Source organism: Nocardioides pyridinolyticus (assembly GCF_054653575.1).
Window position 1 is genome coordinate 130,258 of sequence record NZ_BAAIFY010000009.1, and the last position, 8,954, is coordinate 139,211.

Annotated in this window: 5 protein-coding genes, 2 pseudogenes and 1 riboswitch; of the genes and pseudogenes, 3 read left to right on the plus strand and 4 right to left on the minus strand. The window is 69.7% G+C overall.

Features of this window, described 5'->3' with window-relative positions:
• Positions 1–32: 32 nt before the first annotated feature.
• Positions 33–219: riboswitch (cobalamin riboswitch) on the minus strand.
• 37 nt (positions 220–256) lie between these two features.
• The gene (locus ACYQ0U_RS10680) at positions 257–730 is read right to left on the minus strand and encodes a MarR family winged helix-turn-helix transcriptional regulator (RefSeq protein WP_459972507.1); all 474 of its coding nucleotides are present in this window, start codon (positions 728–730) and stop codon (positions 257–259) included.
• Between the two features lie 93 nt (positions 731–823).
• On the opposite strand from ACYQ0U_RS10680, the gene ACYQ0U_RS10685 reads away from it, so the two are divergent.
• Positions 824–2,050, plus strand: coding sequence for an MFS transporter (locus ACYQ0U_RS10685; protein ID WP_459972510.1), 1,227 nt, complete (start codon positions 824–826; stop codon positions 2,048–2,050).
• Between the two features lie 13 nt (positions 2,051–2,063).
• Here the strand turns inward: ACYQ0U_RS10685 and ACYQ0U_RS10690 are convergent, their stop codons facing one another.
• Both ACYQ0U_RS10690 and ACYQ0U_RS10695 read right to left on the minus strand, forming a co-directional pair.
• The gene (locus ACYQ0U_RS10690; protein ID WP_459972512.1) at positions 2,064–6,176 is read right to left on the minus strand and encodes a patatin-like protein; all 4,113 of its coding nucleotides are present in this window, start codon (positions 6,174–6,176) and stop codon (positions 2,064–2,066) included.
• Between the two features lie 134 nt (positions 6,177–6,310).
• Positions 6,311–6,589, minus strand: coding sequence for a DUF3303 domain-containing protein (locus ACYQ0U_RS10695; RefSeq protein ID WP_459972514.1), 279 nt, complete (start codon positions 6,587–6,589; stop codon positions 6,311–6,313).
• Between the two features lie 222 nt (positions 6,590–6,811).
• Here ACYQ0U_RS10695 and ACYQ0U_RS10700 point away from each other — a divergent pair, with 222 nt between their 5' ends.
• Together ACYQ0U_RS10700 and ACYQ0U_RS10705 are read left to right on the plus strand one after the other, a co-directional pair.
• Positions 6,812–7,534, plus strand: coding sequence for a helix-turn-helix domain-containing protein (locus ACYQ0U_RS10700; protein WP_459972516.1), 723 nt, complete (start codon positions 6,812–6,814; stop codon positions 7,532–7,534).
• Between the two features lie 419 nt (positions 7,535–7,953).
• Positions 7,954–8,115, plus strand: a pseudogene (locus tag ACYQ0U_RS10705) (IS1380 family transposase); the annotation flags it as partial.
• 229 nt (positions 8,116–8,344) lie between these two features.
• Here the strand turns inward: ACYQ0U_RS10705 and ACYQ0U_RS10710 are convergent.
• Positions 8,345–8,954 (minus strand): annotated as a pseudogene (locus ACYQ0U_RS10710) (transposase); the annotation flags it as partial.

Genomic DNA, 8,954 nt, shown 5'->3' on the forward strand with positions numbered 1-8,954 from the left:
CCCGTGCGCGGGGCCCCGTCGTGACCTGGCGGCGGTCGCCGCCAGCACCAGCAGGTCTTCGGACTCGGAATCGACCGGTGCGGCACGCCTTCCCAGTCCTCCGAGGAGGTCCAGTGGCCGTTGCGCCGCCCGTCACCCTCACCGCTGCGCGTCAGTCCCGGACTCACACCGGGTTCCCTGACTCCACTGCGTGGAGCACGACTGGCAGGTGGAGCGTACCGCTTCCGGCCGAACGTCGAGAGGCCGTCTCCGTGTCTCAGGAGCCCGCGGGCGCCGTCGTGCCGCTGAGAGCCTGGACCGTGTCGACCAGCCGGGCGAGGCGCGGGTCGTCGGCCGCCGCCTCGAGGGCGTGCCGCAGCGCGGCGTCGTGGGTGGGACGCGCCTGCTCGAGCAGCGTCAGACCCGCCGCCGTGACGTCGGTGTAGATCCCCCGGCGGTCGGTCGGGCACAGGTAGCGGGTCAGCAGTCCCCGGTCCTCGAGCCGGGTCACGAGGCGGGTGGTCGCGCTCTGGCTGAGGACGACCGCGTCCGCGACCTCGGTCATCCGCAGGTGCCCGCCCTCCCCGGCGTGCTGGCGACTGAGCACCTCGAGCAGCGAGAACTCCCGCACGCTCAGGTCGTGCTCCGCCTGGAGGGCCCGCTCGACGTGGGCCTCGATCCGCCCGTGCAGCAAGGACAGGGCGTACCAGCCGTCGGACAGTCCGACGGGGCCGGTGGTGCTGCGGGTCATCGCTTCTCCTCGGTGCGTTGTGTCCAAGCCTACACGGCGTTCGCAGGTTCTTGCATTTGATGTTCTCCCGCGTCTGCAACTACGGTCGTCTGCATGAGCTTCGTCCATCATCGCACCGCTCGACCGGCACTGCTCGCCCTCGCCATCGGCGCCTTCGGGATCGGCACCACCGAGTTCGTCGCCATGGGGCTGCTGCCCGACATCGCCGGCGAGTTCGGGGTGTCCATCCCGACCGCCGGGTGGATCGTCAGCGCGTACGCGCTCGGCGTCGTCCTCGGCGCCCCGGTCACGACCGTCCTGGGCACCCGGCTGGGCCGCAAGACCATGCTGCTGCTCCTCATGGGGCTGTTCCTGCTGGGCAACCTCCTCTCCGCGCTGGCGCCCACGTTCGGGGCGCTCCTGCTGGGGCGGCTGATCACCTCGTTCGCCCACGGCTCCTTCTTCGGCATCGGCTCGGTCGTGGCCGCCGAGCTGGTCGCGCCGAGCAGGAAGGCCGGCGCCATCGCCTTCATGTTCACCGGGTTGACGGTCGCGAACATCGTGGGCGTTCCCCTCGGGACGTACGTCGGGCACGCCATGGGCTGGCGCGCGACGTTCGGCGGCATCGCGATCCTTGGCGTGGTGGGGCTGATCGGCATCGCCGCCCTGGTGCCGACCCTGCCCCGACCCCAGGGCGCCCGGCTGCGTAGCGAGGTGGCCGCACTCGGCAACGTGCAGGTCCTCCTCGCGATGGCGATGACGGTGCTCGGCTTCGGCGGCGTGTTCGCCGCCATCACCTACATCGCCCCGATGATGACCGGCGTCGCCGGCTACGCCGACGGTTCGGTCACCTGGCTGCTGGTGCTGTTCGGGGTCGGGATGTTCCTCGGCAACATCCTCGGCGGCAGGTACGCCGACCGGGCGCTGATGCCGATGCTCTACCTGACCCTCGGCGGCCTGACGCTGGTGCTGGCGCTGTTCACCCTCACCGCGCACGACAAGACCCTGGCGGCCATCACGATCCTGCTCGTCGGCGGACTCGGCTTCGCCACCGTCCCGCCCCTGCAGAAGCGGGTCCTCGACCAGGCACAGGGCGCGCCGACGCTCGCCTCGGCGGTCAACATCGGCGCCTTCAACCTGGGCAACGCCCTGGCCGCCTGGCTCGGTGGGGTCGTCATCGCGGCCGGCCTGGGCTACACCGCACCGAACTGGGTCGGCGCCCTGCTCGCCGGCTCCGCGCTGGCCCTCGCGTTCCTGTCCGCAGCGCTCGAGCACCGCGCCGCGCGTCGCACAGAGCCGACGTCCAGCCTTCCGCCCGCTTCCTCGCCTCTGCTCCGGTGATGGTGGCCAGTGGTCATGTGGAGGTGGGGTCGGCCGACTGCGATGCGGTGTTGCGTCCACGCCGGGAGCGTGCTTGCCCGCGCAGGGCGCGCTGCCTCTCCCGATGCTCTCGACGCAACCGGTCGGCCAAGATCCGCCCGCGACCGGTCAGGGTCACCTCGTCGGCCGAGTCGAACCCAGCGACGAGGTACCGATAGAGGAAGCCGCGACGCCGCAGGAACTGGCCGACGTCGTGCTCGTACGTGGTCTCGCCCACGGCGGGCAGCGTCGGGTCCTTGACGAGCTGCTGCTCGAACCGGTGTCGCGAGATCCAGGTGATCACGGTCGGCACGACCACGAGCAGCATCAGCCCGAGGGTCGCGGTCCAGAGCGTGGTCGCGGCGAGCACGCGGTGGTCGTCGAAGTCAGTGGCGGATCGGTACGGATGGTCGGACTCGTCAGCGACCCAGAGCAGGATCATCGCCGTGCCCAGGTAGGCCCACCCGTACACGGCGGACCACCCGGCGGCCACGCCAGCGGGATGTCGGACCTGCTGCAGCTTGTGTGTCGTGCCGTCCGGGTTGTCGGTCCACATGCGCATCGTCATCCCGCGCCAGTAGGCGAGAACGCTGCCCAGGATCCCGAGGGAGGCACACGCCACGACGGTCGCCCACGGCTCGCGGTCCGAGAACCCGTCACGAAGGCGGTCGAGCGTGCCGGGCTGCCAGAGGACGCCGGCGACGACGGCGAGGGCGGCCAACACGAGCAGGAGCCACCACCACCAGCGCCATCGAACGAGCCGAAGGAACGCCTCTGCGAAGGCTCGCCCTGTGCGCCGTAGCGCGACTCCGAGCATCGCTGCCGGCGAACGGAGGGGCGAGGGCAGGCTGCCCAGCAGCGCCAGTCCCGCCACGAGTCCTGCCACGATGCCCACCGAGGTGAGCGCACCGGTGACCGTGTCGCGGGAGTCGCTCTGCTCGACCGTGTAGGCGTAGAACGGGACCACCGGTCCGAGCAGCACGATCCCGTGGAGCAGGCTGCCGGTCCTCAGGGCCGCGTACCCGAACGCCGCCAGCAACGTGGCGGCCCCGGCCGCTGCACCCGCCGACGACCAGTCCCCCAGCACGCCCAGCACGCCCAGCACGAAGAGGATGCCGCCCAGGGCGAAGCCCGTGATCGCCAGAGCGCGCGCCAGTCCAGGCCCGCGAGTGAGACCCGTGACGAGCCAGTACGGCAACAGCGAGGCACCCCGGACCACCCGGGTGACGGGGCGCAGGAACCCGACGCCCAGGTTCTCGCTGTCGAGAACCGTGATGCCGACCGCCGCGGCGCTGGCTGCGGTCTTGATCAACGCATCACTACCGGCCTCCTCGGACAGCGTCTCCCTGCCGATGCCGGCGCGGTCGAAGGCCCTGAGGCCGCGTTCTCCCAGCATCGCCCAGTCCGGCGACGTGGGGTCGAGCGTCGCGATCTGCTTCAAGAACTCCTTGTGCTCGGCGCGGAACCGGTCGCCGCGAGATCGCCGGTTCTGCCCCTCGGCACCGTCGACCTCCACGGCGGTCGCGAGGTACGGGAGCTCTTCGAGGATGATGCGCCACTGCATCGGGCGGGCCGCGTACTCGGCGACATGCGGGAGGCTGCTCGGCGGGCTGGAGCCGGCGCTGAAGAGCTGGTCCAGCTCCTCTCGCGCAGCGGCGCGCAGGAGGTCCGCAGCGTCGGGCCGACGCTCGCTGTACAGACCGTCGAGCTGCTCCAGGATGTAGGCGCCGTAGTCGGTCCGCAAGTCGGCCGCACGGTCCGGTCCACCGTTGAGGATCCGCTCGATCCTGAGCAGTCGTTGGGGATCGAGCACCACGCGGCAGAGCACCTGTACGGCGTCGAGACGCCCCCATGTCCAGTCGTTCAACCGCCAGGACCGCTTGAGGAAGCCTCCGAACCGACCGACGCTCAGGCCGGCCGCCTTGTCGTCCGGCGTCGTGCTGAACTCGGCGAAGTCGTGCTGGACGGACAGGTCCAGCTGGACCATGTCGATCGGACGCCCTCGAGCGCGGTCGTCGGGGTGGGCGACGAGCCACGTGGCGGCGTCGAGTGCGAGCAGTCGACCGAGCATGCGTCGGGCGGGGTCGGCGGGCTCAGCGGGAGAGAACTCCGCGTCCAGGTCCAGGCGGAGGACCGGCTCCCAGGCCGACAGCTCGACCAGCCGGCCTCGTTCCTGGCCGGCCATCTGGACCAGCAGAGCGTTGACCCTGGTGTCAGCGAGCAACGCGGCGCCGGCCAGCGCGATGCCGGCGATCTCCCCGCCGTACCCGTTGTCGGGCCCGGCGACCGACGACCGCCAGGCCCCGATGGCCTCGGGCGAGTACCGGGCGGTGACCTCGGCAGGGACTCCGGCAAGGAGCTCATCGAGGAGGCCGCCGAGTTCCCCCTCGTCGGCGTCGCCGACCCCCATGAGCATGCGGAACGAGGCGAGCCGAGCGGTCCAGTAGGCCGTCGTCGGCTCCATGGCTCGCGCGAGGGGGTGTCGCCACGGCTCGCGGATCGCGCCCTGGATGCGTCGGAGCCGGTCGGCGAGGTCGTCTGCATCCGTCCGCGCCGTGCCCAGGATGTGGCCTTCACGCAGCTCCTCCGGCAACCGGCTGTCGGGGGGATCGACGAGTGCGACGCTCAGAGCCGAGCGCAAGACCTCGATGGTGGCGTCCAGGACACCTGCCGCCACCGTCGGTCCCCAGGGCCAGCTCCCCGGTTCTGCACCCTCCGGGCCACTGTCGGCGTCCGGATCGCGGGGGTCGCCCAACGAACTCGCCGCCGGCGGCGGCTCTGCAGGAACGTACGGAAAGGCCGGCGTCTCCTGCTCCTGGGCGTCGAGCGCCTGGTCGCGGATGCGCTTGAAGGACCAACCGTCGTGCTTGACCTGGTTGGCGAGCCGATCGGCGGTGACGCGCTCGCGGATCTTGCGGTACGCCGGCCACCCTGCTGCCACCAGGGCGTACAGAGTCTGCAGGTCGGCGTAGCTCCGGAGCACGTCCTTGCGTCCTCCCCGCCAGGCGCCGACGCGACGGTTGTGCGCGTCCACCTCCTCGACGAAGGTCAATGACCCTTGGGCACGGAGCGCGGAGAACATCCCGAGCGCCGCCTCGGTCACGCTCGGCGGACGCGTCGACTGCACGGCGTGTTCGACGGTCGCCTGTTCGGCGTGCGGGAAGACCAGCAACATCGTGCGGCGAACGGCACTCGTGGCTCGGCGATTCTCGATGGCTCGGAGCGCCTGGCGGGTCGGCGTGTTAGCGAGGATGCCGCCGTCGATGGCGTACCGCGAGCGATTGACCCGGTCCTCGCCGGGCACGGGTCCACCTTCCCGGCGTGCTGCTTCTTCGGGCTCCTCCGAGAACTCCTTGGCCCAGGTCGCCCAGCGATGCATGTCGGGGCGTTGCTCCTCGCTCGGTGCGTCGCCGTCGTTGACGGGGATGTAGGAGGGCTCGAAGGCGAACGGGAAGCCCGCGGACGTCCGCGCCGCCAGGGCGATCGCCGGCGCCTGTTCCTGGATCCCCTCCGCCTGCGCCGCGTCCAGGCTGAACTGGAAGCTGCCGCCGTACAGCTCCTGCCGCATGAGGTGCCCCTGAGCATCGGGGGTCTCCAGCGTCGTGGGGACCAGCAACGTCACCGGCATCGTCAGGTGCACCTGTCGTCCCGTCGACCTGAAGCCACCGGCCAGGGCCTTCATGGTGCGCGACAGCTCGGGGAGGAAGTACTCGTCCCCGCGAAGCAACGACGTGGGCTGGCCGTCGAACGGCTTGCGCAGAAGCGCCTGCATCCTTCCTTGGTCGGACCACAGGCCCCGCAGCGTCGCCAGGTCGGCGGACGCGTTGACCTGCGCCAGGGCCAGCGCTCCCCCGTTGATGCCACCGGCCGAGGTGCCGGCGATCACGTCCACGACCGCCCTGGTCCGAGCGATCCGGAGCACCGTCTCGTAGGTCGCCGCCGGAACCCCCGGCTGGCCGGCTCCGGCGTCGGCATGGGTGAGTCGGTTGATCTCGTGCGCCACGCCACCCATCCACACGGCCAGGCTGACTCCGCCGTTGAGCACCACCGCAAGGCGCAGCTCCTCCACCCCGACGTCACTGACCGCGGTCTTCTGGCTCGGCTCCATGCTTCCTCCCCGGGGATCGGGTGAAGGTAGGACGCCACGTGCGGCACAGGCATCAGAAGAGAAGCGGGATACCCGAAACTGGGCGAGCGGACCGACGTCGCGGCGCAGCTCGACGATCCCGTGGCTGCGTGGTGTCAGCCCACCCCGTCCGCCCGCTTCTTGGCCTCGGCTCCGGTGATGACGGGCCGGACGTCGATGTCCATGAGCGGCGCCCAGTGTGCCCGCCAGGCGGCCAGCTGGTCGTCCGTCGCACCCTCCATGACCTGCCAGCAGGTGGTCAGCTCCGGATCGGTCCAGGAGCCCAGGACCCGCACCGAGTCCGGCAGGCCGCGCCCCTCGACAGCGAACTTCGCATAGATCTTCCGGGCTGCGCCGGGCTTCCAGTGCTCGATGGCCAGGGTCAGATTCGGCATGCGCCAGCCTCCTCGATGTGCGGAGCCTCAGTATGAGACCCGCACCAGGTGCTGCGCCCAGCAACGCTCAGAGGCGGTCTCCCGTGGTGGGAGAACCGCCTCTGACCTGCCGAAACTCTGTCGGGCAGACAGTGTGCTGGTTCAGGACATCCCGGACACCTGTCTCGGGTCATCCCGGACTCATGTCTCGCGACATCGGCGACACCCGGATGAGCCTCGACCATGCCGAACTCCGGGACATCCAAGGCCCGCCTGGTCATCACCGCCATTACCCTCGAGCACCGCACCGTCGCCGAGGTCGTCGCCGACTACGGGGTGTCGAAGTCCTGGGTCTACGAGCTCATGGCCCGCTACCGGGCCGAGGGTGAGGACGCTCTTGAGCCACGATCAAGACGACCGCTGACCTCACCGCACGCGACCCCCACAGCCACGGTCGAGCTGATCCTGCGGCTGCGCGAGCAGCTGCTCGAGGCCGGACTCGATGCCGGCGCCGAGACCATCGAGTGGCACCTGACTCACCACCACCAGATCACCGTGTCCCGGGCCACCATCCACCGGATCCTGACCGGGTCCGGTGCGGTGAGGCCGGAACCGTCCAAGCGACCGAAGTCGTCCTACCTGCGGTTCGAGGCAGCGATGCCCAACGAGACCTGGCTGTCCGACTTCACCCACTACCGGCTCACCAACGCGATGGGCGATCCCGGCGCGGACGTCGAGATCATCGCCGGCGTGTACGTCGGACGCGGACGCGGCCACCGCGTGACTCCGGCAACCACGTACCGCTCCGATGGCGCTGCGGTGGATCGGGGTCTGGCTGCCCGGTATAGGCCGGAGTGCGCAGTCTGCGCATTGGACCTCTCGACTGGGGCTTGGTCGCTGGGGTTCGATGCTGGTCCAACGAGTGCGCGTACCTGGTGGACGCATCGCTTCGAGGTGCCGGAGTGAAAGCCGCGCCGGGTAGATGCGCCGAGGCTTCAGACGGAGCCGTTCCCTCTGCGGTGTGATCGGCGATGTCTCTCGCCCGAGAGGCTCCTTCTGAGGACTGGCTGTTGGCCACGGTTCAGTTCTCCGAGCTGACCGAGCAGGCGAGCACTTGAGGGAGGCGTACGGCATCGCGTGGCCGTCCGCTCGGTCACTCATATCACTAGGCCCGTGCCTGTTGCGGAACTTGGTCGCATGGCCGGTCGAGCGAGCGCGACGACGGGGCGTCCCTGCACCGAAGAAGGTTCCCGTAGGTCGGTTCAGTCGCTAAGCCCGGATCCACCGATGAGTTGGGCCGGTTGAGCGCGCCGTAAACGAGAACGCCCTTGCGTGGCGGGAGAATCGGAGTTCTTCAGGCAACGATTCGACCGAAACGCAAGGGCATCTCTGAGGAGAAACTCTCTCACACGCTGCGGGCTTCCTCGGCAGCCTTCGATGATCCCAATCTGGTGTCGGCCGGCGGCCTGGTTCCGGTGCTCGCGTTGGCCGAGTCCGGCGGGCTGCGTGACCTGGCTGATGAGCACCTCACGGTCCCGACCGACAAACCTTCGGGCATCGAGGGCGAGTCGGTGCGCTCGTTCGTCAATGGTCATGATGAGTTCCGACGAGTCATCAGGCGGGACTAAGCCTCGATCCACCGATGAGCAGCGCCTGAGCGGTTGCGGGTGCTGAGGACCGTCCTTCCGGTGCGTGGGCATGGCTGTCCGTCTGGCCTCGCTGCCAGGCTGTTCCAGGTTTGTCGTCGTGCCGTTGTCGGCTGGGGTTGTCAGGTTGTCAGGTTGTGGGTGCCGGTGGTGGCCCGCAGGCCCGGTTGAACAGGTCGCTCCAGGCTGTCTCCCAAGGCCAGTGCGCTGGGAGGTGGAGGGTCACCCTTCGCGCCGAGGACGCGACCCGGGCGGGCACGGCGATCAGCTTGCGACGGATGGTCGCGGTGGTGGCCTTGGCGAGCCCCGGGCCGGTGATCGTTGCGGCGGCTCGGGTCAGGTTGAACGCCATTACGGCCAGCACCAGCCATGCTGCGTTGGCGGTGAACTTGCCCGAGGGCAGGTGCGCCAGCGCTGAGTGCTTCAGATCGGCGTGGACCTGTTCGATAATCGCGTGACCACGGTGGGTCTTGTCCGCGGCCACCGTGTCGGCGTGCTCACGGTCGGTGGTGGTGAAGAAGGCGTGGAAGCGCCAAGTATCGAGCCAAGTATCGAACAGCGTCTCCTGGCCCTGGCTGGCCTTGGGGTTGAGGTCGGGGATCCGGCGCGCCACGAGCCGACCGGGGGGCCTGCTCGGCGTTCTTCTTTGAAGTGAACGCGATGAACGGAATCTCAGCGACCTCCGCTCGCGAGATCCAGGTCTGGGTCTGCTCGTCGAAGACGGCGTCTGTGTACTCGAT